A 25,397-nucleotide genomic window follows, 5' to 3' on the forward strand; every position below is an offset into this window, starting at 1 on the left:
GCTACCATAGGGTAATTCGAAAAGGGATTGACAACCCCTTTCGTGCGGATCAAAACTACGCATAGTTGATTAGTGAGCTACGGGTCCGCGCCTGAAGGGGCCTCGTCCCTGCAGGTTGCTGTCCCGAACAGGCAGAGCGTTATTCACCGACACATCCGCGTCGTCGACACGCGCAAGCAACTGCGCGCGAACGCCCGTTCGCCCGTGGGACGAGAGCGCAACGGCAGAAAAGCAATCAAAGATTACAGGGAGGATCCTATGCACTTCGTGGTTCTCGCTGCCGGCAATGGAAGCCGGCTCGGTCTGGGCATGCCGAAGGTCCTCGTGGAGCTCTCCGACGGCGTCTCGCTCATGAAGCGCCATCTCCGAGCGTTCCGCGCCGCCGCCGGCGATGCGCCCATCACCGTCGTCGCCGGCTTCCGAGCCGAGGCGGTAGCGGCGGCGGCAACCGGCTGCCATATCGTTCTCAACACCGATTTTCCGGCGACGAACACCGCGCGCAGCCTCGCGATCGCCCTCGCCGACATCGACGACGACGTGGTCATGATCAACGGCGACGTCTTCTGTCACGCGGACGCCGTGCGCCGCACCATGGAGGCCCCCGGCACCTCGATCGGCGTCCGCTACGGGCCCACGGGCGAGGAGGAGGTGAAGTTCGCGTCGCATGGGGGCCGGGTGACGGCCTTGTCCAAGAGCGTCCTCGCGGCGGAGGGCGAGGCCGTGGGGCTCAATCGACTCGGACGTGACGAGCTGACGATGCTCAAGGGCGCGCTCGAGCGTTGCAGGCCGACCGATTACTTCGAGCGTGCGATCGAGGCGATCTGCACGACCGTCATGGTGGGCGTCACCGACCTGACTCATTTCGACTGCGTCGAGATCGACTTCCCGGAGGACCTCGCCCGGGCGAATGCGATCATCGACGCGGTGCGCGCGAAAGCCGACGTCGCGCCTCTCGCTCGGGAGATGCAGTCATGAGCCCCCTCTCGCTGCTCTTCGTGGGTGCTCACCCGGACGACATAGAGATCGGTGCGGGCGACCTCGCCCGTGCCGCGTGCGCGGCCGAACTGGACGTTCACGTCGCGATCCTGACGCGCGAGCGCGACCCCTCTTCGGCGGCGCGCCGCTCGGCCGAGGCGAAGGCGGCGCTCCGGCACTTGGGGGTCGCTCCGGACCGCATTCTCGAGGCGCCCTTCCCAGACGGAGACCTCCGCGTCACCAGCAGCACGGTGTCCTATCTGCGCGGTGCCCTCACGGCGCTCGGCTGCGATCCGGACGTGGTCGTGACACACACCCGGAGCGACTCCCACCAAGACCATCGCGCGGCCTACGACCTCGTCCTCTCGACCTTCCGAGGCAAGACGATCTTGGGTATGCCGATCCGCTACTCGTTTCTTCCGTCGGACTTCCAGCCGAGGCTGATCCGGCCTGTGGAGTGCGAGGATGCGAAAGCGATTGCGATCGACCGGCATGCCTCGCAGATCGCATGCGGGCGAATCCGCCCGGACGAGGTATCGCGCTTCGACGAGGAGTTGGGCGAGCAGATCGCGCCGCACCTCTCCCGGCCCGTCGAGGCCTTCGACGTGACGATCCAGCTCGGGGCGCCGTCGCTGATCGCGACCCTCACCCGGCTGCGTGGGCTCCTCCAGCCGATCGGCGCACGCGCGTCGCACGGCATCGGCCTCGCTGCGCCGGCCGGGCCGGACGACCAGGTTCAGGTGCTCGCAGCAGGAGGAGCAGCACGATGAACGCGCACGAAAAGCCACTCACCGTGGTCTCCATCCACTCGGACATCGACCCCTCCGTCGCGCTGATCCGCGATGGACGGGTTTCGAGATTCGCCGAGGAGGAACGCTTCACGCGCATCAAGCACGCGCCGGGGCGCTTTCCGACGCGCGCGTTGCGCTGGGCGCTCGCGGATGCGGGCGTCGACCCGGACGAGGTCGACGTCGTCGCCGTGAACTGGGATCTCGACCGCTTCGGCTCGGGGGCCATCGAGGCGCATTACGCTGCGATGCGGAGCCGCTATCCCTTGGATGGAGGCACCCTCGCTTGGCAGCGACGCAATATCGCGCGCTACGATCGCGCGGCCTATGTCGACACGCTCGCCCGGCACTGGCGTCGAACCCTCGCCAAGCCGTTGAAGGCCCGGGTCGTCTCCATGGGCCATCACTATGCTCACGCATTCCATTCCTACGCGCTGTCTGGTTTCGAGGATGCGGTCGCGCTCACCATCGACGGATCGGGGGACGACGAATGCACGGTCGTCTGGGAATGCAGGGGCCGAGAGCTGCGTCCCATCCGTCGCATCCTCATGCCGCATTCGTTGGGCTGGTTCTACGCGGCGATCACGGAATATCTGGGCTTCGAAGCCTATGACGGCGAGTACAAGGTCATGGGGCTCGCGTCCTATGCGAAACCGGATGCCGAGCTGCGGGAGCGCCTCCTCAACGTCCTGACGCCGGGCTCGCCTGCCGATCCCGACTACGCAGTCGACGGACGATACATCCATTGGGGTGCGCACACCTGGTCGGATCGGTTCACCGATGCGCTCGTCGATCTTCTCGGGCGTCCCCCGCGACACGCCCACGAAGAGGTCGAGACCTGGCACGCGTCGCTCGCGGCTACGGCGCAGGCTCTGGTCGAGGATGCAGTGCTGACCCTGGTGGGATGGGCTCTGCAGGAGACCGGGCTCGATCGCGTCTGCATCGGAGGAGGCGTCGGCCTCAACATCAAGATGAACCGGCGCGTCTACGATGCTCCCGGCGTGCGGGATCTGTTCTGCAATCCGCTTTGCGGCGACGGCGGCGCACCGGTCGGCGCGGCCCTCGCCGCGTGCTTCGACCAGGGCGGAAGATGGCCAGAGCCGCTGCCGACGCTCGCGCTCGGCGTCGCGGTCGAGGCGCAGGAGATCGATACGCTCGTGCGCGAATGCGGCCTCCTCACCCATAGACCGAAGAACCTCGAGGACATCGTCGCGGGAATGCTCGCGCAAGGTGCGCTCGTCGGGTGGGTGCAGGGCCGGTTCGAAGCCGGCCCGCGGGCTCTCGGCCAGCGCAGCATCCTCGCGAGCCCCGTCGGCGTCGACGCGCGAGAGCGCGTGAACCGAGCCGTGAAGTATCGCGAGCCCTGGCGGCCGTTCTGCCCGTCCTTGCCGAGAGAGGCCGCGGATATGTATCTTGCGCGCTGGCGCGACTCGCCGTTCATGGTCATGGCATTCGACGCGACGGAGGCGATGCGCTCCGCAGCCCCTGCGGTCGTCCACGTGGACGGGACGGTGCGGGTGCAACTCGTCGATCGAGAGCACCTCCCGCGGTTCCACAAGCTCCTCGAGGCCTTCGGCGAGAGGACCGGAACGCCCGTGCTCCTCAACACCTCGTTCAACCTCTCCGGCGAACCGATCGTGGCCACGGCGCGCGACGCGGTGCGCACGTTCTTCTCGAGCGCGCTCGACATCCTCGTGTTGGGCGACACGATCGTCGTCAAGCGGCCCGAGCAGGCGGCGAGATTGGCAGCCCTCGACGGAGCCTCGACATGACGCTGCGCAACATCGTCCTGATTTCCGTCGATGCCATGGGCGCACGCCTCGTCGGCGCGCCGACGCCTCTGCACGCGAGCCCCACGCCGGTGATGGACCGGATGGCGGCCGCGGGCGTCACCTTCACGAGGGCTTTCGCGGTGGCCTACCCCACGCAATTCGCGATGCCGGGGCCGATCGGGATGCGGCTTCCCCTCGACGAGGGTGGCTACCATCTCGGCCTCGCGCGCTCGGACGGGGAGACCCTGGCCGAGCGCCTCAAGAGGCGGGGCTATCGAACCGCCGGCGTAACCACGGACTTCTACACGAGCCGCTGCTACGGCTATGCCCGCGGGTTCGACGATTACGTCGAGTTCCAGGACTTCGCGTGGCATGCGAACGGTGTCGCCCGCAACGACGTGGACCATCTCGCCGCACGCGTGCGGGCAGGCACCTACCCGGAGGACGTGGCGACGCGCGCGCTCGCGGAGAAGCTCGGCGCGTTCTACGAAGGTTGTGCCCACTACGCGCGCGACCGGTCGAACCGTCTCGCCGCAGGTGCTCGCCCGTGGCCGCAGATCGACAATTGGCGCTTCGACGAGATCGCCGCCTCGATGGAGGAGGCGCTCGGGCGCTGGCGGCAAGATCCCTGCGGTCATGCCCGGGCGATCCTGGCCGGCACGCCCTTCATCGGGAACGCCCTCGCCGGCCTGCGAATCGCTCCGCACTATCCCGACGCCGAGGCTCCGTTCGCCGACGCGCGCGAACTCGTCCGGACGATGTCCTGCTCCGACGAGCCGTTCTTTCTGTGGGTTCATCTCACCGACGTACACGGGAACATCACGCCCGATCTTGCCGGCATGAGGCCGACCAGCGACCTCGATCGCCGTTTCCGCGCGAATCTCGACGAGGTCACGCCGTTCGGGCGCCGCGATCAGGACTGGCCGGGGCAGGCGGAACGAGCCGACCCGCGGACACTGGCGCATACCGATCGCGCGATCGGCGATTTCCTGGCCTTTCTCGGCTCGGAAGGGCTCTGCGAGCGAACCGTCGTCGCGCTCACGGCCGACCATGGTACCCATGCCCCGGAGCGGTGGTTCTACGGAGCGCATCATGGGGTCAGCGACCATCTGAACTTCTGGGAGGAGCTCCTGCACGTTCCCCTCGTCGTGACTGGCCCCGGAATCGAGCCGGGGGCGGTCCACGAGCTGGTCTCGACGCTCGATGTCGGCTCCATCCTGGAGGCCGCGGCCGATCGCGATCGGCTCGGTCCCGAGGCCGCCTCGCAAGCTCTCGCGCGGCGTTTCGGGCGCGATCACGTGATCGCCGAGCATGCGCTGCCGGGGACCTGCCTGCCGCAGTTCAAGCCGATCAAGATCTGCGTGCGCGACGAACGCCGAAAGATCGTTTATCTCGACACGCCGGGCCGGGACTGGGGAGAGTCGCACGTGATCCATGCTTTCGATCTCGTCGCCGATCCGCACGAGACGCGAAATCTGCATGCGATCTGCGAGCGCGACCCGGGCTTTCGACGGCTGATCGACATCGCGCGCGACCGCGCCGCGCATCTCCGGGAGAACCGTCGATGAGCGACGACGGGACACGCAGGTCGGCGATCGCCGACGAGCCCTCCGCGGACGAGCTCGCACGCATAGACGAGCAGCACTTGATCCGCACCCGCCTCGAGCCGGCGGATCTGCTGCTCGTCTTCGGCACCCGAGAAGGCGTGCCCGAGTTCCTTGCGACGATCTCCATGCTCTGGTCGGCACACCTGTTCCGGTACGCCCTCGTGAGCGGCGGTCCCACATGGGGGATGAGCGAGACGGAGTGCACCGTGCTCAAGCGCGGCATGGTGGAGGCGGGCATTCCCAGCGCGCTCATCCTCGAGGAGCACCGGGCGACGAACACCGGCGAGAACGTCCTGTTCTCCTTGCCGATCATCGATCGCGTCCTGGGCCGCGCGAGCATTCGACGCGTCGCCTGCCTGGGCAAGATCTGCACCTCCCGCCGCTATCCGATGACGCTTCATCGGCATTGGCCCGAAGTCGAGAAGCTGCTCGTGCCGGTGAACTATTTCCCGACGCCGCGTGCCCGCTGGCGCGAGGACGACGCCTTTCGCCACCGCGTCGTGTCCGAATGGCGCAAGATCGAGCCTTACAAGGCACGCGGCTTCATCGTCGATTGGGAGCCCTCGTCCGCTTCTCTCGGTTGACGCGAGCCCGCGAACCATGTTTCTCGACCGGAGGGCGGCAGATCCGGCGGCCGCCCGGAGGCGACGTTCGATCGGCGATGCAGGTCTTCGGGCTCTACTCCCACATTCGCGCCAATCGCTGGCGATCGGGCCTCCTGATCGTCGGGCTGTTCCTGCTCGTCTTCGCCGTCGCCTACGCCATCGCGCTCGTGATCGCCGCGGCCGGGGAGCTCGAGGACGCGCCCTTCGACGTGATCGCGTGGGCGGCGCTCGACAGCCTCCTGTTCGTCGCGCCCGGCCTCGTGGTCGGCACCGCGACCTGGGTCGCGCTCTCGCTCGCGATCAACGCGCGGGTGGTCGATGCGGTGACCGGCGCGCGCGCGATCTCGCGCGAGGACGATCCGCGCCTCTACCGGATGCTCGAGAATCTCTGCATCTCCCGCGGCATGCCGACGCCGCGGCTGAAGATCGTGCAGAGCGACGCGCTCAACGCCTTTGCGAGCGGCATCACGCAGAAGCAATACGCCGTCACGCTCACGAGCGGGCTCGTCGCCGCCCTGGACGATGCCGAGATCGAAGCGGTCATGGCCCACGAGCTCACCCATATCCGCAACGAGGACGTCCGCCTGATGATGATCGCGGTCGTCGTCGTGGGCGTGATCAGCTTCGTCGGCGAGATCGTCTTCCGCTCGCTGCGCTTCGGCGCGATCCGCGGCGGGCGGATGGGGATGGGGGGCGGATTGGGGGGCGCCCGCGTCGGCGGTCGCGGCGGCGGCGGGCGCGGGGGCGGGGGCGGCGCGGCCGTGATCGCGATCCTCGTTGCGATCGCCATCGTGCTCGTCGCCTGGGCGCTCTCGATCGGCATCAAGCTCGCTCTGTCGCGCTCGCGCGAGTATCTCGCCGATGCGGGCGCGGTCGAGCTGACCAAGAACCCCGACGCGATGATCTCCGCCCTTCTCAAGATCCGCGGCCGCGCCGACATCGAGCGCGCGCCCGCGACCGTGATGGAGATGTGCGTCGAGAACCCGCGGGTGGGCTTCACGGCGCTTCTCTCCACCCATCCCACGATCGAATCGCGGGTCGAGGCGCTCGTGCGCAATGCCGGCGGGCGGATGCCCCCGCCCGAGGCGCTCGCCCCGCAGCCGCCACCCGCCGAACTCGGCGACGGCTCGGCACCCGGCGAGGACGCCTCTCCGCGCGGGCCCTGGGGGTAGCCGCTCGCGCACCGCCGCTGCTTGCCGTAGCGTCTGCGCAACAGCGCGCGGCGATCGGCGCGGGCGTCGCATCGGATGCTTTGACGGCTCGCGGATCGCTCTGCTAGAACACGGGGAGTTCGAAGCAAAATCCGTGCCGCGCAGCCATGCGCCGGAGCGGGCGGGGGGCCGCGCATGAGTCTGTCGCAACGCATGGAGCTGCGCCAGGGCCAGTCCCTGGTGATGACGCCGCAGCTCCTGCAGGCGATCAAGCTCCTGCAGCTCTCCCATCTCGATCTCGTCGCCTATGTCGATGCCGAACTCGAGCGCAATCCGCTGCTCGAGCGCGTCGAGGAGGCGGAGGGCGTGCGCGAGGCGCCGGCGCCCGAGCCGGAGGCGGCGCTCGCCGGCGATTGGGCGGGCGAGAGCCTCGCGCCCGAGCGCTCCGAGATCGAGGCGCGGCTCGACACCTCGCTCGAGAACGTGTTTTCCCCGGACGGCGCGGGCGTCGGTCCCGGCATCGAGGCGCAGGCCTTCGCGGAGGGCGACCGGCTCGCCCTCTCGCCGGTCTGGAGCGGGGCTGGGAGCGGCGGCTCCTTCGACGGCGAGGAGCCCGATTTCGCCGCGAGCCTCACCCGCGAGGCGAGCCTGCACGAGCACCTCGCCGCCCAGCTCGACCTCGCGATCGTCGATCCGCGGGCGCGGCTGATCGGCCGCTTCCTCATCGACGCGATCGACGAGGCGGGCTACCTCTCCGAGAGCCTCGCGGCGATCGCCGAGCGGCTCGACGCCGAGGAAGCGGAGGTCGAGCGGGTGCTGCGGGTGGTCCAGACCTTCGACCCGAGCGGCGTCGGCGCGCGCGATCTCGCCGAATGCCTTGCGATCCAGCTCGCCGAGCGCGACCGCCTCGACCCGGCGATGCGCGCGTTGCTCACCCGTCTCGACCTCCTCGCCAAGCGCGACCTCGCGGCGCTGCGCCGCCTCGCGGGCGTCGACGAGGAGGACCTCGCCGAGATGATCGCGGAGATCCGCGCGCTCGAGCCCAAACCCGGACGCGCCTTCGGCGGCGGGCCGGTCGAGGTGCTCGTGCCGGACGTCTTCGTGCGCCCCGCCGCCGACGGATCCTGGCACGTCGATCTCAACCCCGACACGCTGCCGCGCGTCCTGATGAACCAGACCTACTATTCCCGCGTCGCGCGCGCCGCGCGCACGGAAGAGGAGCGCGCCTTCGTCTCCGATTGCCTGCAGACGGCCAATTGGCTCACCCGCTCGCTCGATCAGCGCGCGAAGACGATCCTCAAGGTGGCGAGCGAGATCGTGCGCCTCCAGGACGGCTTCTTCGCGCACGGCGTCACCCATCTGCGGCCCCTGAACCTGAAGACGGTGGCGGACGCGATCGGGATGCACGAATCGACCGTCTCGCGCGTCACCGCGAACAAGTCGATCGGCACGAGCCGGGGCGTGTTCGAGATGAAGTACTTCTTCACGGCCGCGATCTCGGGGACGGGCGGCGACCAGCATTCCTCGGAAGCGGTGCGCCACCGCATCCGCCAGCTCGTCGATGCCGAATCTCCCAAATCCGTCCTGTCCGACGATCAGCTCGTGCGCATCCTGCGCGGCGAGGGGATCGACATCGCCCGGCGCACGGTGGCCAAGTACCGGGAATCGCTGCGCATTCCCTCCTCGATCGAGCGCCGCCGGGAGAAGGGCGGTTGAGGCGCGGGCGAGCTTTCGTTGACGAGGCGGGGGATCAGCCCTTACCTCTGTGGACGATAGACGCGGTCCGGCCACGAGCCGGCCCCAAGGGGGAAGGAATGACGCTTCGGATCTCCGGCAAGAACATGGACATCGGCGAGGCCCTGCGCAGCCAGGTGCAGGGGCGGGTCGACGCGGCTCTGTCCAAATATTTCGACGGCGCCGTCACGGGGCACGTCACGATCGAGCGCGAGGGCTCCGGCTACCGTGCCGATTGCGTCCTGCACCTCGCGACCGGCGTGACGCTCGAATCGACGGGCCTCGCGCACGACGCGCCCGCCGCCTTCGACCAGGCCGCCCACCGCATCGAGAAGCGCCTGCGTCGGCACAAGCGGCGTCTGCGCGATTACGGCGCCGAGGGCAACGGCCGCGCGGTCGAGGCCGCCTACGCGATCATCGAATCGCCGGCCGAGGAGCCGGAGGAGACGGAGGCGGCGGACGAGGCCTATCACCCCGTCGTCATCGCGGAGACCACCCGCAAGCTGCATCGCCGCTCCGTCTCGGAGGCGGTGCTCGAGCTCGATCTCTCGGGCTCGGCGGCGCTCGTCTTCCTGCACGCTGGCACCGGACGCGTGAACGTCGTATATCGCCGCCACGACGGCGCCATCGGCTGGATCGATCCGAGCCCCGAGGCGTCGTCCTGACGCGCCGCGAGGCGGGCCGCACGGCCGGTCCCGCGTCGCGGTCCGTTCATCAGCTGCGCGAGCACATGGTCCGATGCCCCTCGTCGAACTCCTCTCACCCGATGCCGTCGCGCCCTCCTTGAGGGTGCAGGGCAAGAAGCAGGCGCTCCAGGAGCTCGCCGGGCAGGCCGCGAAGCTGACCGGGCTCGACGCGCACGAGATCTTCGAGACGCTGCTCCAGCGCGAGCGTCTCGGCTCGACCGGCGTCGGCGAGGGCATCGCCATCCCGCACGGCAAGCTCGCCAAGCTCGATCGGCTGTTCGGCTTCGTGGCGCGGCTCGAGAAGCCGATCGATTTCGACGCGATCGACGGCATGCCCGTCGACGTTCTGTTCCTGCTGCTCGCCCCCGAGGGCGCCGGCGCGGACCACCTCAAGGCGCTCGCCCGGGTCGCCCGCGTCCTGCGCCAGCCCGGCATCCTCGACCGCGTCCGCGCCGCCCACGACGCCGACGCGATCTACGCGGTGCTCACCGAGAACTCGGCCCCCGCCGCGGCGTGAGGCGCCTCGCCTCTCACCGCACGAGCCGCACCGCGATCGCGCCTTCCTCCCGCAGGGGGCAGCTCATCACGAGGCGGATGTCGTCGTAATCCTGGTCCGTCCAATCTCCGATATGCGGCGGGCGGTCCTCCCAGCCGAGGTAGAGATACTGGCCCGCGACGCAGGCGCGGGCGTTGACGGCGGGGGTGCGGTGCTTCTCGTTGTTGTTCGGCAGGATCCCGCCCTGGGCGCGCGGACGGCAGGCCTCGCGGGTCTCGCACAGGATCGATTCGATCAGGTCCCGGTAGCGCGTGTTGTAGCGTTCGACGCCGTCGACGATCGTCGTGTCGGTGAAGTGCTCCCAGCGTGGATTCGTGAGGCGCGCCGCCTCGCTCCTGCGGGCGTCGCGGATGTTGACGAGCTGGAAGCTGACCGTCTCGTGCGAGAGGCATTCGATCACGAGCCGCTGCGGCGCCCGGGCGACGCCCTCGGGCGTGTTGTCGGAGATCTTCACGAAGTCCATCCGCTCGTCCTCGGCGGTGGCGAGGTGGTCGGGCACGAGCGGGCCGTTGCGCTCGTTGCGCCTCGGATCGAAGCAATAGGCGCGCAGCTCGTTGTAGTCGTCCGCCTCCGGATCGAGGTTGGCCGTCTCGATGAACGTGCGCACGCGCGGCTGGCGGGCGACGGCGACAGCGGTGACGCCGATCTCCATCGCCGGCACGAGGAGGGCGCCGATCGTGGTGGGGATCCGTCCCTCGACCTCGACGCGGTAACGCCCGACGCCCTCCGGCCGGCCGACCACGCGCAGACCCTCCAGCCCGGCGACGCCGTGCAGGTCCGCCACGAGAGCGACCGGGTCGGGGAGCGGCACGCCCAGCCGCGAATCGCGCGCGAGCCTCAGCGCCGTCGCGTCCGCCGCGCGCTGGATGGCGGTCTGGGCCCCCGTCGCGCGCGAATAGTCGACCGCCGCGCCGACGAGCGCCACGAGCGGGACGGCGGCGAGGCCGAAGATCACGGCCGTGACGCCGGAGCGGTCCGCCATGAGACGCCGAACGATCCGCATAGAGAGCCTCCACGATTCGAAGCGAATTCGACGCGCATTCGAGCGAACGGCATGCCAGGCGCCGTGTCCCGGAACGGGACACGGAACCGGCGACGCACGGTCGGTCTTTCTCCACGATCGGATGCGGGCCGCCTCCATTGCGCCCGCGCGCGCAACCCGCTAAGCGATCCCCCGAGCGCGCCGCCCGCGTGCGCAGCCAGGCCGGAGCGGGAGAGACCCGATGCGAGCGAGCCCCGAGATCACCCCCGCCCTCGTCGCGGAGCACGGGCTCGAGCCCGACGAGTACGAGCGTTTCGTCGCGCTCCTCGGCCGCACCCCGACGATCACCGAGCTCGGCATCGTCTCGGCCATGTGGAACGAGCACTGCTCGTACAAGTCCTCGCGCATCCACCTGCGCGGGCTGCCGACGAGCGCGCCCTGGGTGATCCAGGGGCCCGGCGAGAACGCGGGCGTGATCGACATCGGAGACGGGCAGGCGGTCGTCTTCAAGATGGAGAGCCACAACCATCCGAGCTTCATCGAGCCCTATCAGGGCGCGGCGACGGGGGTCGGCGGCATCCTGCGCGACGTCTTCACGATGGGCGCGCGGCCGATCGCGGCCTTGAACTTCCTGCGCTTCGGCTCGCCCGATCACGCGAAGACCCGCCATCTCCTCGCGGGCGTCGTCGCCGGGATCGGCGGCTACGGCAATTCCTTCGGCGTGCCGACGGTGGCGGGCTCGGTCGGCTTCCACACGGCCTATGACGGCAACATCCTCGTCAACGCCATGGCGGTCGGCCTCGCGCGCACGGACGCGATCTTCAAGGCGAAGGCGACGGGGGTGGGCAACCCGATCGTCTATCTCGGCTCGAAGACCGGGCGCGACGGCATCCACGGCGCCACCATGGCGTCCGCCGCCTTCGACGACGAGGCGGAGGAGAAGCGCCCCACCGTCCAGGTCGGCGACCCCTTCGCGGAAAAGCTCCTGCTCGAGGCCTGCCTCGAATTGATGGCGACGGGCGCCGTCATCGCGATCCAGGACATGGGCGCGGCCGGGCTGACCTCGTCGGCCGTCGAGATGGGCGCCAAGGGCGATCTCGGCATCGAGCTCGATCTCGACGCGGTGCCGACCCGCGAGGAGGGCATGAGCGCCTACGAGATGATGCTCTCCGAGAGCCAGGAGCGCATGCTGATGGTGCTGCGCCCCGGCAAGGAGGAGGAGGCGCAGGCGATCTTCCGCAAGTGGGGGCTCGACTTCGCGATCATCGGCAAGACGACCGACACGCTGCGCTTCGTGATCAAGCACCAGGGCGTCGTCGAGGCGGACCTTCCGATCAAGGAGCTCGGCGACGAGGCGCCCGTCTACGACCGCCCCTGGGAGGAGACCCCGGCGCGGCCCGTGCTCGCGCCCGAGAGCGTCGCCCCGCCGAGCGACGACGCCGACGCGCTCCTGCGCCTCGTCGGCTCGCCGGACCTATGCTCGAAGCGCTGGGTCTGGCAGCAATACGACCACCTGATCGGCTCGAACACGGTGCAGACGCCTGGCGGCGACGCGGCGATCGTGCGCGTCGAGGAGGGGCCGAAGGGCCTCGCGCTCACCACCGACGTGACGCCGCGTTATTGCGAGGCTGACCCGGTCGCGGGCGGTCGACAGGCGGTGGCGGAAGCCTATCGCAACATCTGCGCGGTCGGGGGCACGCCGCTCGCGATCACCGACAACCTGAATTTCGGCAATCCCCGGCGCCCGCGCTACATGGGCCAGCTCGTCGGCTGCATCCGCGGCATCGGCGAGGCCTGCCGCGCGCTCGACTTCCCCGTCGTCTCGGGCAACGTCTCGCTCTACAACGAGACGAACGGGCGCGGCATCCTGCCGACCCCGACGATCGGCGGCGTGGGTCTCCTCGCCGATTGCACGCGCCACGCGACGATCGCCTTCCGGCGCGCGGGCGACGCGGTGCTGCTTCTGGGGCAGACGACGGGCTGGCTCGGCGCCTCGACCTACCTGGCCGAGATCTGCGGCCGCGAGGAGGGCGCCCCGCCGCCCGTCGACCTCGAAGCGGAGCGGGCGGCCGGCACGCTCGTGCGCGAGCTGATCGCCGAGGGCGTGCTCGACACCGTCCACGACCTCTCCGACGGCGGTCTCGCCGTGGCGCTCGCCGAATGCGCGATGGCGGGAGGCGTCGGCGCGCGCATCGACACGCTGCCGGAAGGCCTGCCGCGCCACGCCGCGCTCTTCGGCGAGGACCAGGCGCGCTACGTGCTCGCGGTGCCGCAGGATCGCGTGGAGGTCGTGCGTGCGCGGGCCGATGCGGCGGGCGTGCCCCTCCTCGCGCTGGGCGAGACCGGCGGGGACGGCTTGAGTCTTCCAGGCCTTCGGGCCATATCTATCGAGGCGTTGAAAGACGCCCACGAATCCTGGCTGCCCGCCTACATGGCGGCCGAGCCCGCTTGAGGAGAGCCGTCGATGCCGATGGATGCGCGCGACATCGAGCGCATGATCAAGGAAGCGATCCCGGACGCGCAGGTCGAGATCCGCAATCTCGCCGGCGACGGGGACCATTACGCGGCGACCGTGACCTCGGCCTCGTTCAAGGGCAAGAGCCGCGTGCAGCAGCATCAGATGGTCTACGCGGCGCTCCAGGGCCGCATGGGCGGCGTTCTGCACGCGCTCGCGCTCACCACCATTCCCGCGGACGGCTGACCCGATCCCCTCAACCCGTGCCGGCGCCTTGACCGTCGGCGACAGGAGAAATCCCATGGCCAATGCTCACGAGACCATCGATGCCGAGGTGAAGGGCAACGACGTCGTGCTCTTCATGAAGGGCACGCCTCAATTCCCGATGTGCGGCTTCTCGGGCCAGGTCGTCCAGATCCTCGGCTATCTCGGCGTGCCCTACAAGGGCGTCAACGTGCTCGAGGACGAGGGCGTCCGCCAGGGCATCAAGGACTATTCGAACTGGCCGACGATCCCGCAGCTCTACGTGAAGGGCGAATTCGTCGGCGGCTGCGACATCACCCGCGAGATGTTCCAGTCCGGCGAGCTCCAGCAGATGCTCGCCGAGAAGGGCATCCCGGTGAAGCAGGGCGCCTGACGCGCGCCTGCCCGCACAAGCTTCGGCTTCCACGAGCCCGCTCGGCCCTGCCGGGCGGGCTCGTTCGCATTCGCCTCGGGCCGATCGCCGCCCCCTTCCGCGTCGGAAACCGACGCGCCGGCCTACCTGTGGATGGGTTTGTGCAGCGCAACTAAACAAATATTGCAAAAAACACAACTATTGACATTTACAGGACTCGTAGAGAAACTGCGCTCATGACCGCGCAGACCCTCTCCTCACCGCTCGCTCCAGACGCGGCCTCGCTGTGGCCGGCCTTCGGGCTCGGCCTCGCGGTTGCGGTGGGAAACGGGCTCGCCCGGTTCGCCTATGCGCTGATCCTGCCCGCGATGCAGGAGGATCTCGCCTGGACCTACACGCAAGCCGGGTGGCTCAACACCGCGAACGCGCTCGGCTACGTGCTCGGTGCGGTGACCGGTTACCTGCTCCTGCGCCGTTTCCGCCCCGCCCAGCTCTTCGCGGGCGGCCTGTGGCTCACCTTCGGCAGCCTCCTCGCGACCGGGTTCTCGGAGAGCCAGACCTGGCTCACAGCCCTGCGCCTCGCCGCCGGCATCGGCGCCGCCTGGGCCTTCTCCTGCGGCGGCGCGCTGATCGCGGCGCGCTATGCGCGCACGCCGCACCTGATGGGCACCGCGACGGGCCTGTTCTTCGCCGGCGCCGGCATCGGCATCGCCATCGCGGGGCTGCTCGTCAATCCGCTCCTGGCGACGACGGGAGCGGCGGGCTGGCCGTCGGCCTGGCTGGCGCTCGGGGTCGCGGCGGCGGCGCTGTCGGTCTGGCCGCTCCTCGAGGCGCGGCGCGGGCGCGGCGGCGCGACGGATGCCGCATCCGCCGAGCGGCTCGTGTTGAGGGGGCTCCTCTTGCCGCTCGCGAGCTACACGCTCTTCGCGGCAGGCTACATCGTCTACATGACCTTCATCCTGGCGTGGCTGCGGGTCGCCGGCTTCTCCTGGGGCGCGGCGACGGCGGTGTGGCTCGTCCTCGCGGTCGCGGTCGGCGTGTCGCCCTTCGTCTGGCGGCGCGCGCTCGAAGCGTGGCCGCCGCGGGCGACGCTCGCCGCCGCCTGCGCCGCCTGCCTCGTCGGCACCGCGATCCCGCTCGTCGATGCGGGCATCGCGGCGCTCGTCGCGTCCGCGCTCGTGTTCGGGCTCGGCGTCTTCATCGCGCCCTCGTCGATCGCGCTGATCGTGCGCCGGGCGATGCCGCCTGCGCAGATCGCCAAGGGCATGACCTTCTTCACGGTTCTGTTCGCGATCGGCCAGGCGATTGGCCCCGTCGCCGCGGGCTATCTCGGCGATCGCGGCGACCTCGACCACGCGCTCGCCTTCGGCGCCGCGCTGCTCGCGATCGCGGCGGCGCTGCCCCTGCTCGGCGCGAAGAAAGCGGCGTGAGACCGCCTCATCCACCAGGGAGGACCAGAATGAGCGATCCCATCGAACGCCTGAGGACCTTCATCGCAGACAACCAGGACGAGAAGCGGGACTTCTCGAACGACGACGACCTGATCGAGACGGGCCTGATCGATTCGCTGCGCTTCGTCGATTTCGTGCTGCTCGTCGCCGAGCTCTGCGGCCGCGACATCCGCCTCGACGCGATCGACATCGAGGAATTCCGCACGCTCGAGACGATCCGGCGGGTCTGGTTCACGCCCTCGGAGGCGACGCCGTGACCGCGACGAGCCCCACTCATGCGGAGGATTACCACGAGGGCGCGATCTACGATCTCGGCACCCATGCGGTGAGCGCCGAGGAGATCGTCGCCTTCGCGACGCGTTACGATCCGCAGCCCTACCACCTCTCGCACGAGGCGGGCGCCGCCTCCTTCTTCGGGGGGCTCGTGGCGAGCGGCTTCCACACCGCCGCGATCTGGATGGGGCTCTATGTCCGCGCGCTCCTCCAGGGCGCGAGCGTCGAGGGCTCGCCGGGGCTCGAGGGCGTACGCTGGCTCGCGCCCGTGCGCCCCGGCGACGTGCTGGTCGGCCGCTGCGAGATCGGCGAGATCGTCGCGAACCCGCTGCGCAAGGACATCGTCACCATCAAGAAGAAGGGCAGCCTCGTGCGGGCGGGCGAGACGAAGCCCGTCACGACGCTCGTCCTCCTGAGCCGGTTCCGCCGCCGCGACGCCGTCGCGGGCTGACGAGCCGGCCGCCGACCATCGGCCGAACCGACGCGGCCCGCCGCGCCGGAGGGCCTTCTGCGCCTTGAAATACAATCTTGAATCGTTCAACGGCAAAACAGGAGGTTTGGCATGGAGCCGGTTTCCTCGACTGCTCAATGGACCGCCGCGATCCGCGCCCTCGAGAGCGAGCGCGAGACGGGCGCACTCTTCGCCGATCCGCTCGCGCGCCGCCTCGCCGAGCCCGACGGCTTCGCGCTGATCGAGCGCTATCGCGGCGGCGGCGTGCGGGACTTCGTCACCATCCGCACGCGCTACGTCGACGATGCCTGCGCGGCGATCCTCGCCGGGCGCCCCGATCTGCGCCAGGTCGCGATCGTCGCCGCCGGCATGGACACCCGCGCCTTCCGCCTGCCATGGGCGGAGGGGACGCGCGTGTTCGAGATCGACCACGCCGCGCTCCTCGACGAGAAGGAGCGGCGACTCTCGGAAGCCGGCGCGGCGGCGCGGGTGCGGCGCGTGCCCGTCCCCGCCGATCTCGCCCGCGGCTGGGCGTCGGCGCTCGTCTCGGCCGGGCTCGATCCGAGCGCGCCGACGCTCTTCATCGTGGAGGGGCTCCTCTTCTTCCTGACCGACGAGCAGGCGCGCGGCGTGCTCGCGACCTGCCGATCGCTGAGCGCGCCGACGAGCCGGCTCGTCGTCGACATGGCGAGCGCGGCGCTGCTGCGCAGCCCCTTCAGCCGCGCCTTCCTCGCCCAGCTCGAGGCGGACGGCACGCCCTGGCGCTTCGGCACCGACGAGCCGGAGCGGTTCCTGCGCGAGACCGGCTGGGAGGTGGAGGACATCAAGGAGCCCGGCGCGCCGGGAGCGGGGGAGGGGCGATGGCCCTATCCCGTGCGGCCCCGCGACGTTCCGGGCGTCGCCCGCTCCTTCCTCGTCACGGCCGCCCCCGGCGCGTTCGCTTGCGGCGCCGCGAGCGGGGAGGGCGCGCCATGAGGATCGCCGGCGCCTGGACCCATGTCCGCCGCGAGCTCGAGGCCGCGATCGACCGCCTCTTCGAGGTCGCCCCGCAGGACAGCGTCGAGTTCGACAGCCTCCTGCAGCCCGACGAGATCGACCGCCTCGGCTATCTGCGCAACTTTCCCCACCTGACCTGCCTCCTCTGCGCGATCGACGAGGCCGATCGGCCCGCCTTCGCCGCGGGCCGGGGGCTGGCGGCGGGCTATGCGCCGGGGGGCACGCGGCTCGCCCTCCTTCCGGCGACCTGCTACAAGGTCTACCTCGAGCACGAGGGCCGCACGCTCGCGCGGCCGGTCTGCGTCGCCTGCATCGCGCGCTGCTTCCGGCACGAGGACAAGCCGCTCGACCGCTATCGCGGCTTCAACTTCACCATGAAGGAGATCGTCTGCCTCGGCACGGCGGAGGATGCTCGCGCGCATGTCGAGGCGGGCGCCGCGCGCATCGAGCGGCTGATGAGCGCGCTCGGCGTCCCCTTCGCCTTCGAGACCGCGAGCGACCCGTTCTTCGACGCGTCGAGCTCGGTCGCGGTTCTGGCGAAGGCCGCGCCGACGAAGCGGGAGGTCGTCGTCGCCGGGCGCGCGATCGCCTCGCTCAACCTGCACCGCAGCTATTTCGGCGCGCGCTTCGGCATCCGGCTCGACGACGCGCCGGTCCACACCGCCTGCGTCGCCTTCGGCATCGAGCGCTGGATCGCGATGCTGCAGGAGCGCTTCGAGGACCCCGACCACGCCCGCGCCCGGCTCGCCGCCTTCGCGGCGCCCCCGCCGCGCGCGCCCGAGCCGATGCTTTCGAGCGCAGGAGGTGACCCATGACCCCGGAGACGACGACGATGGAGGCTCGCGCGCAGACCGCCCCGGACGGCCGGCTGATCGAACGGCTGACGAGCCTGTCGCGCAAGCACCGCTACGACGCCTATACGCGCTTCGACTGGCCGGCCCCGGACGCGATCGCGCGCGACGTCCTGTGGTGCGACGAGGATCTTCTCACCACGCACGGCACCGAGCTGCACGAGACGCTGCCCCGCGAGGCGCTGATCGCGCTCAGCCGGTTCGAGTGCGTCAACTTCTTCAGCCTCAACGTCCACGGCATCAAGGACGCGCTCGCCTTCGTGATGGGGGCGATCTACGAGGAGCGCTATGCGCAATGGTCCGAATACCTGCATTTCTTCATCGCGGAGGAGAACGCCCATATGTGGTTCTTCGCGAAGTTCTGCCTCGATTACGAGGGCAAGATCTACCCGACGCCGGCGATCCCCGCCGGCCGGGTCGAGGATCCGCTCGAGCGTGACCTGTACATGTTCGCCTCGACGCTGATCTTCGAGGAATTCGTCGACTTCTACAATCACAAGGTAAGCCGCAACCGGGCCGTGCCCGCCATCCTGCGGGAGATCAACCATCAGCACCATGTCGACGAGAGCCGGCACATCTCGTTCGGGCGCGACGTCGTCTCGATGCTGCACGCGCAGATCCTCGCCGCAGACGGGGACGGCGCGGCGCGGGAGCGGGTCCGCCGTACCGTCGAGCGGATCTTCCTCCACTTCATCGGCCAGATGTACAACCCGCGCGCCTACGAGGATGCCGGCCTTGTCGCGGCGACGGGCTTGGCGAGCGCCGCCGCGATCCGCAACCGCCTCCGCAACGACCCCGCGCGGCGCGGCCATCATCACCAATGGTTCAAGCGCACCGCCGACTTCTTCGTCCGCCAGGGCATCCTGACGGACACCGCGTTCCTCGACCGCTGAGCGTCTGTGGATCTTTCGGTGGTTGTCATCCCGGGCCGCGAAGCGGACCCGGGACCCATATCCTCGACGACAAGTCCGAGCGCGCATGCCGCGCTCGTTCCGCCACCTTTGGGCAGCCTTCGTCGGAGAAGCGCAGCCTACAGGCTGCGACTGAGACGTCGTGGATATGGGTCCCGGATCGCCTTCGGCGTCCGGGATGACACCGCAACGAGAGATTCACAAACTCCGAGGACCCGAGCCGCCCTCACGCCGCGCTCGCCTGGGCGGGCAGGGCCTTCTCGAGGACGCGCTCGATCCCGGCGCGGGAGGCGAGGAGGGCGAGGGTCTCGCGGCGGGCGAGGCTCTCGATCGCCTCGTCGAGCGTGTCGGCCGCGTCGAGCCGCGCGAGGCCCACGACGAGATCGGCGTCGATGGCGGCGGGCTTGAAGCGGGCCGGTACCGGCGCGGCGCAGGCATGGCGGAAGGCGGCGAGGGGGGCGACGTCGGCGAGACGGCGCAGGGCCGGCCGCGGCGCGCCGAGCGCGTCGGCCAGGATCGTGCGCATCGCGGCGGCGCGGGTCGCCATCGGATGCGGCCGGGTTTCCTCGGGCGTCGCGAGAATGCCCAGACGCGCCAGCCGCGGCATCGCCCGCGCCGTCGCCGCCGAGAGCGGGATGGCGAGGAGGAGGCCGATGACGGCGGGGCTCATCCAGGCGAGCACCTCCGGCGAGACCGCGAAGGCGCCCGCGCCGAGCGCGAGGCCGAGCGCCGTGTGCCAGCGATGCCGACGCGCGATCTCGGCGAGCGGCACCGAGCCGTCGTCGCGCCGCTGCGGATTCCAGCCCGCGTCGCGACCCATCGCGATCTGCGCCACCGCCGCCGACTGGATCGCCATCATCACCGGAGCGAGGAGGGCGGCGACGAGGCTCTCGAAGAGAACGCCGAGCGTCAGGCGCACGCCGCCTCCGCTGCCGCGGCGCACGGCCGGCGTCACGAGGGCGAGGACGAGGCCGTAGACCTTCGGCGCGAACAGGATCGCCATCGTCGCCGCGAACAGCCACATCGCGCGGGTGTCGTCGAAGACCGGCCAGCGCGGGAACAAGGTGAAGGTCCCGGTGAAATATTCCGGCCGCACGAATTGCGCCTGCAGGGCGAGCAGGAGCCCGGCGACGAGGAAGGCGAGCCAGAACGGGGCCGCGAGATAGGCCATGATGCCCATCCCGAAATGCAGCCGGCTCACCCAGTCGAGGCCGCGCGCGCCGACGAGCCGGGCATGCTGGAGATTACCCTGGCACCAGCGCCGGTCGCGCTGGGCGAGGTCGATCAGCGAGGGCGGGCTCTCCTCGAAGGAGCCGCCGAGCCGCGGGTCGATCACCACCGCCCAGCCGGCGCGGCGCATCAGGGCCGCCTCGACGAAGTCGTGGCTGAGGACGTGCCCGCCGAAGGGCGGCGGGCCCTTCAGATGCGGCAGCCCGGCGCTCTGCGCGAAGGCGCGGGTGCGCAGGATCGCGTTGTGGCCCCAGTAATTGCCGCTGTCGCGGGCGAAGGTCGCGAGCCCTGCGGCGAGCACCGGCCCGTAGATCCGCGAGGCGAATTGCTGCAGGCGCGCGAACAGGCTCGTGCGGCCCGTGAGCACGGGAACCGTCTGCAGGAGGCCGAGATCGGGCCGGCGCTCCATGGCGATCGCCATGCGCACCAGCGTGCGCGGCGTCATCAGGCTGTCGGCGTCGAACACGACGAAATGCGGGTAGGCCCCGCCGAAGCGGCGCACCCAATCGGCGATGTTGCCGGCCTTGCGCTCGATATTGGCGGGCCGCCTCCGGTAATAGATCGCGGCGCGCGGCGCGCGCTCGCGGCGGGTGGCGAGGAACGCCTCCTCCTCCGCCATCCAGATGTCCGGGTCGGTCGTGTCGGAGAGGACGAAGAGGTCGAAGCAGTCGGCGACGCCCGCATCGGCCAGCGCCTCGGCCGTCGCCGCCGCGGTCGCGAAGACGCGAGCGGGGTCCTCGTTGTAGGTCGGCAGGAGGATCGCCGTGCGGCTCTCGGGTTTTGCGCGCGGCGCGGGCTCGCGGCCGCCGAAGACCCGCGCGCCGAGGAGCGCGAGGAGGCCGAGCGTCGCGAGCGCGAAGGCGAAGGCGATCCACGTGATGTTCACCGCGAACAGGCCGAGCATCGCGATCTGGACGCCGGTGATCGTCGAGACGGTGAGGACCGCGTGCATCTCGTAGACGAGGAAGCCCGCGACGAGGGCCGCGACGAGAAGCGTCGCGGCGCGGATCGCCGTCCCCGCGAGATCGCGGCGCGGGCCGAGCGCGCGCGGGGGCGCGCGATCGAGCGCCTGCACCGGCATCGCCAGCGGCGTCTCCGGCGGCAGGGGCGGCGCCGGGGGAGGGGATGCGTGGATCGTCATGCCAACCACCTGTAGATCCAGCTTTCGGAGACGCGCGCGTCCCCGCGATAGAGGGCGCAGCGCAGCTCGACGACGCGCTCGCCCTGCGGGTCGAGCTCGAGCGCGACGCGCACGCCGCCGATCTCCGGCTCGCGCTTGACGACCGGCGGCGCCAGCACGCCTGCCGAGGCGCTCGCCAGCGCGACGAGGCCGTCGCCGTCGTCGTCGAGCCCTGCGCCCTCGAAATCGATCACGAAGACGCGCTTGTCGCGCTCGTTCTGCGGACGGCCGACCTCGGCGAGGCCGACCATGGTGCGCGCGACGAGCGCGACGCCGTCGCCCTCCGGCACGCCGTCGCGCCAATGCAGCTTGTAGGCGAGATCGAGCGGCGCGCCCGCCGGCACCGGCTCGCGCGGGCGCCAGAAGGCGACGATGTTGTCGTGCACTTCCGAGGGCGTCGGGATCTCCACGAGGACGACGGCGCCTGCGCCCCAATCCCCCACGGGCTCGACCCACAGGCAGGGGCGGCGGTGGTAATCGGCCTCGAGATCCTGGTATACGGCGAAGTCGCGGTTGCGCTGCATCAGCCCGAAACCCTGCGGCCGCTCGTCGAGGAACATCGACACCTGCAGCGTGCGCGGGTTGAGGAGCGGCCGCCAGAGCCGCTCGCCGGCGCCGTTCCAGATCGCGAGCCCCTCCGAATCGTGCACCGCGCCGCGGAAATCGTCGATGCCCGGGCGATCGTGGCGCGCGAAGTAGAACATCGAGGTGAGCGGCGCGAGGCCGATATTGGCGATCTCGACGCGGGGGAACAAGGTCGCCTCGACATCCATCATGGTCGCCTCGCCGGGCGCGATCACGAAGCGATAGGCGCCGGTCGCGCTCGGGCTGTCGAGGAGGGCGTGGACGACGATTCGCTCGTCGCCCGCCCCCGGCTCCTCGATCCAGAACTCGCGGAAGGTCGGGAATTCCTCGCCGGAGGGATCGGCGGTCGCGATCGCGAGCCCGCGCGCCGAGAGCCCGTAGACCTGGCCCTTCGCGACGCCGCGGAAATAGCTCGCGCCCTGGAAGACCGTGAACTCGTCGGCGTGATCGGGATTGTTGATGTGCCCGTGGATGCGAAAGCCCGAGAAGCCCAGATCGGCGGGCTCCGTCGGCGGATCGGGCACGAGCGGCCCGTAGGAGAACATCGCCGGGTCGAAGATCAGGTGCCGCGCCGTGCCCTGCGAGACGAGGTTGATCGACACCGGCATGCGGTAGCCGAAGCCGAGATGGAAGAGCTGCAGCGTGAAGGGGCTCTCGCCTCCCGAGAGCAGCGCCGCGTCAGGCCGGAAGCGGATGTCGCGGTACTGGTCGTAATCGAGCGCGGAGAGGCTTTCGGGCAGCGTCTCGGGCACGGGGGCGTAGGGCGCCTGCGCGAGCGCCTCGGCGCGGGCGCGCACGAGGGCCGAATCGAAGGGCTCGGGCGGGCCGAGATGGCGCGCGCCCTCCTCCTCGGCGAAGGCGGAACCGACGAGAGGCAGGCGGGACGCGAGCGCGAGCACGGCGCCGAGCGCCATGGCGGAGCGACGGGTGACGATCACGAGGTGATCTCCGGAAGGGAAGGCGTGGCCGCCGACCGGGCCGTTCGCCGCGGGCGCGCGCAGGTACGCGCGTGCCGATGCTCGCTCTCGGTCTTAGCCATCTCCATGATACCGTATCTGTTGCGATGCACAATGGCCGTTTCGACAGGCGCGTGCGAGAATCGTCCGCGCCGAGGCGCGCGACTCATCCGCGCAATCTGGCCGGTATCAAGGCCGTTCCGGGAAGACTCGCGCAGCGCGCCTCACGGTGCGCCGCAGCACAGACGCGGAAGGCACCGCGAAGGTTCCCGCGATCGTGGTTGCTCAATCTTTAAGCAGCTGCGGCTGCGAGCTTCGCCTTGTGGAAGCGCGGGCGCGGCGCGAGGATGGCCGCCCGTTCCGCGATCGCGTTCCCGTCCGCCATGCTCATGACCCATCCCCGCAAAGAACCGATCCTGCCGCGCTGGATCCGCGCCCGCGCGGGCGTTCGGCTGCGGATCGGCCCCGGGCCCCGCGGCGGCGCGCCGCTCGAGATCGCCGAGCGCGGCGGCTACCGGGTGCGCTTCGCGCGCGGCGCGACCTGCGAGGGGATCTACGTCAACACGGGCGGCGGCATGGCCGGCGGGGACGCGATCGATCTCGCCGCGAGCCTCGACGCGCGGGCGCAGGCGACGCTGACGACGCAGGCCGCCGAGAAGGTCTACCGCGCCGACGACGCGCCGACGCAGGTCGGCGTCGCGATCGATCTCGGCGCGGATGCGCGGCTCGATTGGCTGCCGCAGGAGCAGATCCTCTACGACGGCGCGCGCCTGTCGCGGCGCATCGACGTCGCGATGGCGGGCACGGCGCGGCTCCTGATGGTCGAGAGCGTCGTGTTCGGACGCCTCGCGATGGGCGAGACGGCGACGAGCGGCGCCTTGCGCGACCGCTGGCGCATCCGCCGCGACGGGCGGCTCGTCTTCGCGGACGAGGTGCGGCTCGACGGCGCGATCGCCGACATCCTCGACCGCCCGGCCTGCGGCGGCGGCGCCCGTGCGCTCGCGACCGTGCTGCTCGTGGCGCCCGACGCCGAGGCGCGTCTGGACGAGGCGCGCGCGCTGCTCGGCGGGGCGGCCTGCGAATGCGGCGCGGGCGGGCTCGACGGCATGCTGATCGCCCGCTTCGTCGGGCGCGATCCGCAGAGCCTGCGCGCGGATCTGGCGCGTTTCTTGGAAGGCCTGCGCGGGCACGCTCTGCCGCGCAGCTGGCAGACCTGAGGGAGCCGACGACATGAAACTGTCCCCCCGCGAGAAGGACAAGCTCCTCGTCGCCATGGCGGCGATGGTCGCGCGCCGCCGCCTCGAGCGGGGCGTCAAGCTCAACTATCCGGAGGCGATCGCGCTGATCACCGATTTCGTGGTCGAGGGCGCCCGCGACGGCCGCACCGTCGCCGAGCTGATGGAGGCGGGCGCGCACGTGATCACGGCCGACCAGGTGATGGAGGGCGTCGCCGAGATGATCCACGACGTCCAGGTCGAGGCGACCTTCCCCGACGGCACGAAGCTCGTCACCGTCCACGAGCCGATCCGCGGCTCCGCCTCGACGCTCGTGCCCGGCGCCGTCACCCCGATGGAGGGCGAGCTCGTGCTCAACGAGGGGCGCGAGACGGTCGAGCTCGAGGTCGCCAATACGGGCGACCGGCCGATCCAGGTCGGCTCGCACTACCATTTCGCCGAGACGAACGGCGCGCTCGCCTTCGACCGCGAGGCCGCCCGCGGCATGCGCCTCGACATCCCCGCCGGCACCGCCGTGCGCTTCGAGCCCGGCCAGACCCGCAAGGTGACGCTCGTCCCGCTCGCGGGCGAGCGGAAGGTTTTCGGGTTCCAGGGGAAGGTGATGGGGGCGTTGTGAGCGTGGTATGATCGCGCGCGGGACGGCGACAGGAGAGGCGAAGATGGGATCGCACGCGACCATGAGGGAGGACGGTCTCGTCGTCGTGCCTGAGGACGTTCGGCAGGCGCTCGGGCTGAAGCCGGGCGACGTCGTCGAATTCACCGTTCAGGCGGACGGGAGGGTGGTGCTCGGGTCCGTCTCGGAGCCGCCGGCCGTGGTCGAGCCGACGACGAAGCGCGGGATCGGTCTTCTCGGGCTCGCCGGAGCCTTCAAGGACCTCGGGCCTCTCCCGCGGCGTGACGAGATCCACCGGATGATCGGCGAAGAGATCTTGAAGAAGGGCCGCTCATGACAAGGCTGGCCGGTATCGACACGAATGTCCTCGTGCGCTTCATGGTCGAGGACGAGCCCGATCAGGCGGGTCGAGCACGCAATCTGCTCTCGGACCTGACCCGCGTCGGGCCAGTCGTGGTGAACGGAATCGTTCTCGTCGAGCTGTTCTGGATTCTCCGATCGACTCTGAAGCTTGCGCGCGCCGAGATCGTCGACAAGCTACGGGTCCTTTTGGAGAGCGACGATGTCGCCGTCGTGGAAGCGCAAGCCGCCCGCGCCGCACTCCAAGACTACGAAGCCGGCCTCGGCGACTTTTCCGACCGCCTCATCGCCCGCATCAACGAAGCTCACGGCGCCTCGACGACCTACACCTTCGACCAGAGAGCCGCCCGCCATCCGCCGCTCGCGCTGGTGCCGTAA

Annotated in this window: 25 protein-coding genes; 22 read left to right on the plus strand and 3 right to left on the minus strand. The window is 70.3% G+C overall.

The genetic code is table 11. The annotated features are described in order from the left end of the window. The first annotated feature begins 72 nt into the window (after positions 1-72). From ACK4UM_RS02605 to ptsN, 9 genes are all read left to right on the plus strand, one after another. Positions 73-975 (plus strand): NTP transferase domain-containing protein, encoded by a 903-nt coding sequence (locus ACK4UM_RS02605; RefSeq protein WP_409795205.1) that lies wholly within the window; start codon positions 73-75, stop codon positions 973-975. Beyond that, positions 972-1,745 (plus strand): PIG-L deacetylase family protein, encoded by a 774-nt coding sequence (locus tag ACK4UM_RS02610; protein WP_409795208.1) that lies wholly within the window; start codon positions 972-974, stop codon positions 1,743-1,745. The genes ACK4UM_RS02605 and ACK4UM_RS02610 overlap by 4 nt, the downstream gene beginning before the upstream one ends. Beyond that, complete coding sequence (locus ACK4UM_RS02615; RefSeq protein WP_409795211.1) at positions 1,742-3,535, plus strand: carbamoyltransferase; 1,794 nt, start codon at positions 1,742-1,744, stop codon at positions 3,533-3,535. The genes ACK4UM_RS02610 and ACK4UM_RS02615 overlap by 4 nt, the downstream gene beginning before the upstream one ends. Beyond that, positions 3,532-5,103 carry a sulfatase-like hydrolase/transferase gene (locus tag ACK4UM_RS02620; RefSeq protein ID WP_409795214.1) on the plus strand — a complete coding sequence of 524 codons (1,572 nt, stop codon included), beginning with the start codon at positions 3,532-3,534 and terminating at the stop codon, positions 5,101-5,103. Before ACK4UM_RS02615 ends, ACK4UM_RS02620 begins: the two co-directional genes overlap by 4 nt. Further along, positions 5,100-5,726 carry a YdcF family protein gene (locus ACK4UM_RS02625; protein ID WP_409795216.1) on the plus strand — a complete coding sequence of 209 codons (627 nt, stop codon included), beginning with the start codon at positions 5,100-5,102 and terminating at the stop codon, positions 5,724-5,726. Before ACK4UM_RS02620 ends, ACK4UM_RS02625 begins: the two co-directional genes overlap by 4 nt. Before the next feature lie 77 nt (positions 5,727-5,803). Next, positions 5,804-6,919 (plus strand): M48 family metallopeptidase, encoded by a 1,116-nt coding sequence (locus ACK4UM_RS02630; RefSeq protein WP_409795219.1) that lies wholly within the window; start codon positions 5,804-5,806, stop codon positions 6,917-6,919. Between the two features lie 174 nt (positions 6,920-7,093). Beyond that, positions 7,094-8,614: an RNA polymerase factor sigma-54 gene (gene rpoN, locus ACK4UM_RS02635; protein ID WP_409795222.1), complete on the plus strand. Its 1,521-nt coding sequence runs from the start codon at positions 7,094-7,096 to the stop codon at positions 8,612-8,614. A 98-nt stretch (positions 8,615-8,712) separates the two neighbouring features. Beyond that, on the plus strand, positions 8,713-9,297 hold the full coding sequence (hpf, locus tag ACK4UM_RS02640) for a ribosome hibernation-promoting factor, HPF/YfiA family (protein ID WP_409795225.1): 585 nt from the start codon (positions 8,713-8,715) through the stop codon (positions 9,295-9,297). 73 nt (positions 9,298-9,370) lie between these two features. Then, positions 9,371-9,835 (plus strand): PTS IIA-like nitrogen regulatory protein PtsN, encoded by a 465-nt coding sequence (ptsN, locus tag ACK4UM_RS02645; RefSeq protein WP_409795228.1) that lies wholly within the window; start codon positions 9,371-9,373, stop codon positions 9,833-9,835. Between the two features lie 13 nt (positions 9,836-9,848). Here the strand turns inward: ptsN and ACK4UM_RS02650 are convergent, their stop codons facing one another. Beyond that, a complete protein-coding gene (locus ACK4UM_RS02650; RefSeq protein ID WP_409795231.1) occupies positions 9,849-10,877 on the minus strand; it encodes a TadE/TadG family type IV pilus assembly protein in 1,029 nt (342 codons plus the stop codon). Between the two features lie 220 nt (positions 10,878-11,097). Here ACK4UM_RS02650 and purL point away from each other — a divergent pair, with 220 nt between their 5' ends. The 9 genes from purL to ACK4UM_RS02695 all read left to right on the plus strand — a co-directional run bounded on the left by purL (position 11,098) and on the right by ACK4UM_RS02695 (position 18,842). After that, positions 11,098-13,308 carry a phosphoribosylformylglycinamidine synthase subunit PurL gene (purL, locus tag ACK4UM_RS02655; protein ID WP_409795234.1) on the plus strand — a complete coding sequence of 737 codons (2,211 nt, stop codon included), beginning with the start codon at positions 11,098-11,100 and terminating at the stop codon, positions 13,306-13,308. 12 nt (positions 13,309-13,320) lie between these two features. Further along, positions 13,321-13,557 carry a BolA family protein gene (locus tag ACK4UM_RS02660; protein ID WP_409795237.1) on the plus strand — a complete coding sequence of 79 codons (237 nt, stop codon included), beginning with the start codon at positions 13,321-13,323 and terminating at the stop codon, positions 13,555-13,557. Between the two features lie 55 nt (positions 13,558-13,612). Continuing rightward, a complete protein-coding gene (gene grxD, locus ACK4UM_RS02665; RefSeq protein WP_409795240.1) occupies positions 13,613-13,948 on the plus strand; it encodes a Grx4 family monothiol glutaredoxin in 336 nt (111 codons plus the stop codon). Positions 13,949-14,163: 215 nt separating this feature from the next. After that, positions 14,164-15,357, plus strand: coding sequence for a YbfB/YjiJ family MFS transporter (locus tag ACK4UM_RS02670; protein ID WP_409795243.1), 1,194 nt, complete (start codon positions 14,164-14,166; stop codon positions 15,355-15,357). 29 nt (positions 15,358-15,386) lie between these two features. Further along, positions 15,387-15,635 (plus strand): hypothetical protein, encoded by a 249-nt coding sequence (locus ACK4UM_RS02675; protein WP_409795246.1) that lies wholly within the window; start codon positions 15,387-15,389, stop codon positions 15,633-15,635. Beyond that, complete coding sequence (locus ACK4UM_RS02680; RefSeq protein ID WP_409795249.1) at positions 15,632-16,102, plus strand: MaoC/PaaZ C-terminal domain-containing protein; 471 nt, start codon at positions 15,632-15,634, stop codon at positions 16,100-16,102. The genes ACK4UM_RS02675 and ACK4UM_RS02680 overlap by 4 nt, the downstream gene beginning before the upstream one ends. Before the next feature lie 111 nt (positions 16,103-16,213). Next, positions 16,214-17,077 (plus strand): class I SAM-dependent methyltransferase, encoded by an 864-nt coding sequence (locus ACK4UM_RS02685; protein ID WP_409795251.1) that lies wholly within the window; start codon positions 16,214-16,216, stop codon positions 17,075-17,077. Beyond that, entirely contained in the window at positions 17,074-17,913 is an 840-nt protein-coding gene (locus ACK4UM_RS02690) for an aminoacyl--tRNA ligase-related protein (protein ID WP_409795254.1), read from the plus strand. Before ACK4UM_RS02685 ends, ACK4UM_RS02690 begins: the two co-directional genes overlap by 4 nt. Continuing rightward, positions 17,910-18,842: a diiron oxygenase gene (locus ACK4UM_RS02695; protein WP_409795256.1), complete on the plus strand. Its 933-nt coding sequence runs from the start codon at positions 17,910-17,912 to the stop codon at positions 18,840-18,842. The genes ACK4UM_RS02690 and ACK4UM_RS02695 overlap by 4 nt, the downstream gene beginning before the upstream one ends. A gap of 244 nt (positions 18,843-19,086) precedes the next feature. Here the strand turns inward: ACK4UM_RS02695 and mdoH are convergent, their stop codons facing one another. Then, entirely contained in the window at positions 19,087-21,231 is a 2,145-nt protein-coding gene (gene mdoH, locus ACK4UM_RS02700; RefSeq protein ID WP_409795259.1) for a glucans biosynthesis glucosyltransferase MdoH, read from the minus strand. Beyond that, positions 21,228-22,793, minus strand: a complete 1,566-nt coding sequence (locus ACK4UM_RS02705; protein ID WP_409795262.1) for a glucan biosynthesis protein — start codon at positions 22,791-22,793, stop codon at positions 21,228-21,230. The genes mdoH and ACK4UM_RS02705 overlap by 4 nt, the downstream gene beginning before the upstream one ends. A gap of 365 nt (positions 22,794-23,158) precedes the next feature. Between ACK4UM_RS02705 and ACK4UM_RS02710 the strand changes: the two genes are divergently transcribed. From ACK4UM_RS02710 to ACK4UM_RS02725, 4 genes are read left to right on the plus strand one after another with little or no spacing between them, the layout of a single operon-like run. Further along, a complete protein-coding gene (locus tag ACK4UM_RS02710) occupies positions 23,159-24,028 on the plus strand; it encodes an urease accessory protein UreD (protein ID WP_409795265.1) in 870 nt (289 codons plus the stop codon). Positions 24,029-24,041: 13 nt separating this feature from the next. Further along, entirely contained in the window at positions 24,042-24,662 is a 621-nt protein-coding gene (locus ACK4UM_RS02715; protein ID WP_409795268.1) for an urease subunit gamma, read from the plus strand. A gap of 43 nt (positions 24,663-24,705) precedes the next feature. Further along, on the plus strand, positions 24,706-24,996 hold the full coding sequence (locus tag ACK4UM_RS02720; RefSeq protein WP_409795271.1) for an AbrB/MazE/SpoVT family DNA-binding domain-containing protein: 291 nt from the start codon (positions 24,706-24,708) through the stop codon (positions 24,994-24,996). Beyond that, the gene (locus ACK4UM_RS02725) at positions 24,993-25,397 is read left to right on the plus strand and encodes a PIN domain-containing protein (RefSeq protein WP_409795274.1); all 405 of its coding nucleotides are present in this window, start codon (positions 24,993-24,995) and stop codon (positions 25,395-25,397) included. Before ACK4UM_RS02720 ends, ACK4UM_RS02725 begins: the two co-directional genes overlap by 4 nt.

Source organism: Salinarimonas sp., assembly GCF_046292825.1.
In the GTDB taxonomy this organism is placed as follows: Bacteria; Pseudomonadota; Alphaproteobacteria; order Rhizobiales; family Beijerinckiaceae; genus Salinarimonas.

Coding starts and splice junctions, on each gene's coding strand:
- ACK4UM_RS02610 (WP_409795208.1), top strand. CDS start 972: ATGAGCCCCCTCTCGCTGCTCTTCGTGGGTGCTCACCCGGACGACATA.
- ACK4UM_RS02615 (WP_409795211.1), top strand. CDS start 1,742: ATGAACGCGCACGAAAAGCCACTCACCGTGGTCTCCATCCACTCGGAC.
- ACK4UM_RS02620 (WP_409795214.1), top strand. CDS start 3,532: ATGACGCTGCGCAACATCGTCCTGATTTCCGTCGATGCCATGGGCGCA.
- ACK4UM_RS02625 (WP_409795216.1), top strand. CDS start 5,100: ATGAGCGACGACGGGACACGCAGGTCGGCGATCGCCGACGAGCCCTCC.
- ACK4UM_RS02630 (WP_409795219.1), top strand. CDS start 5,804: ATGCAGGTCTTCGGGCTCTACTCCCACATTCGCGCCAATCGCTGGCGA.
- rpoN (WP_409795222.1), top strand. CDS start 7,094: ATGAGTCTGTCGCAACGCATGGAGCTGCGCCAGGGCCAGTCCCTGGTG.
- hpf (WP_409795225.1), top strand. CDS start 8,713: ATGACGCTTCGGATCTCCGGCAAGAACATGGACATCGGCGAGGCCCTG.
- ptsN (WP_409795228.1), top strand. CDS start 9,371: ATGCCCCTCGTCGAACTCCTCTCACCCGATGCCGTCGCGCCCTCCTTG.
- ACK4UM_RS02650 (WP_409795231.1), bottom strand. CDS start 10,877: ATGCGGATCGTTCGGCGTCTCATGGCGGACCGCTCCGGCGTCACGGCC.
- purL (WP_409795234.1), top strand. CDS start 11,098: ATGCGAGCGAGCCCCGAGATCACCCCCGCCCTCGTCGCGGAGCACGGG.
- ACK4UM_RS02660 (WP_409795237.1), top strand. CDS start 13,321: ATGCCGATGGATGCGCGCGACATCGAGCGCATGATCAAGGAAGCGATC.
- grxD (WP_409795240.1), top strand. CDS start 13,613: ATGGCCAATGCTCACGAGACCATCGATGCCGAGGTGAAGGGCAACGAC.
- ACK4UM_RS02670 (WP_409795243.1), top strand. CDS start 14,164: ATGACCGCGCAGACCCTCTCCTCACCGCTCGCTCCAGACGCGGCCTCG.
- ACK4UM_RS02675 (WP_409795246.1), top strand. CDS start 15,387: ATGAGCGATCCCATCGAACGCCTGAGGACCTTCATCGCAGACAACCAG.
- ACK4UM_RS02685 (WP_409795251.1), top strand. CDS start 16,214: ATGGAGCCGGTTTCCTCGACTGCTCAATGGACCGCCGCGATCCGCGCC.
- ACK4UM_RS02690 (WP_409795254.1), top strand. CDS start 17,074: ATGAGGATCGCCGGCGCCTGGACCCATGTCCGCCGCGAGCTCGAGGCC.
- ACK4UM_RS02695 (WP_409795256.1), top strand. CDS start 17,910: ATGACCCCGGAGACGACGACGATGGAGGCTCGCGCGCAGACCGCCCCG.
- mdoH (WP_409795259.1), bottom strand. CDS start 21,231: ATGACGATCCACGCATCCCCTCCCCCGGCGCCGCCCCTGCCGCCGGAG.
- ACK4UM_RS02710 (WP_409795265.1), top strand. CDS start 23,159: ATGGCCGCCCGTTCCGCGATCGCGTTCCCGTCCGCCATGCTCATGACC.
- ACK4UM_RS02715 (WP_409795268.1), top strand. CDS start 24,042: ATGAAACTGTCCCCCCGCGAGAAGGACAAGCTCCTCGTCGCCATGGCG.
- ACK4UM_RS02720 (WP_409795271.1), top strand. CDS start 24,706: ATGGGATCGCACGCGACCATGAGGGAGGACGGTCTCGTCGTCGTGCCT.
- ACK4UM_RS02725 (WP_409795274.1), top strand. CDS start 24,993: ATGACAAGGCTGGCCGGTATCGACACGAATGTCCTCGTGCGCTTCATG.